The organism is Desulfotomaculum copahuensis (assembly GCF_001655685.1).
In the GTDB taxonomy this organism is placed as follows: Bacteria; Bacillota; Desulfotomaculia; order Desulfotomaculales; family Desulfovirgulaceae; genus Desulfotomaculum_G; species Desulfotomaculum_G copahuensis.
This window is the reverse complement of the sequence record NZ_LYVF01000132.1, coordinates 1-205: the sequence shown is the minus strand read 5'-3', so window position 1 is coordinate 205 and position 205 is coordinate 1. Positions and strand designations below refer to the sequence as shown.

Sequence of the window (205 nt, the reverse complement as noted above, 5' to 3'; positions counted from 1 at the left end):
TAGGTCCCGCACCAGTTCCGCTTGGGCGTCAGCCGGTTCTTTTTCGGCGATGGCTATTATTTCTATACCGCAGTATTTCAGATGCCGTTCAATGTACGCATAACCGAAGCGGGCCAGCCGGTCCGGGTATTCGATGAGCAGTTTCTTGTATTCGCCTTGTTCGGCCAGCCTAAGGGCGTTAGACAAACCCCGGCGTTTCTGGTTC

General features: G+C 54.1%; 1 pseudogene. It reads right to left on the bottom strand.

The window, feature by feature from the left end:
- Positions 1–186 (bottom strand): annotated as a pseudogene (locus A6M21_RS08045) (IS607 family transposase); the annotation flags it as partial.
- Between the last annotated feature and the right edge of the window lie 19 nt (positions 187–205).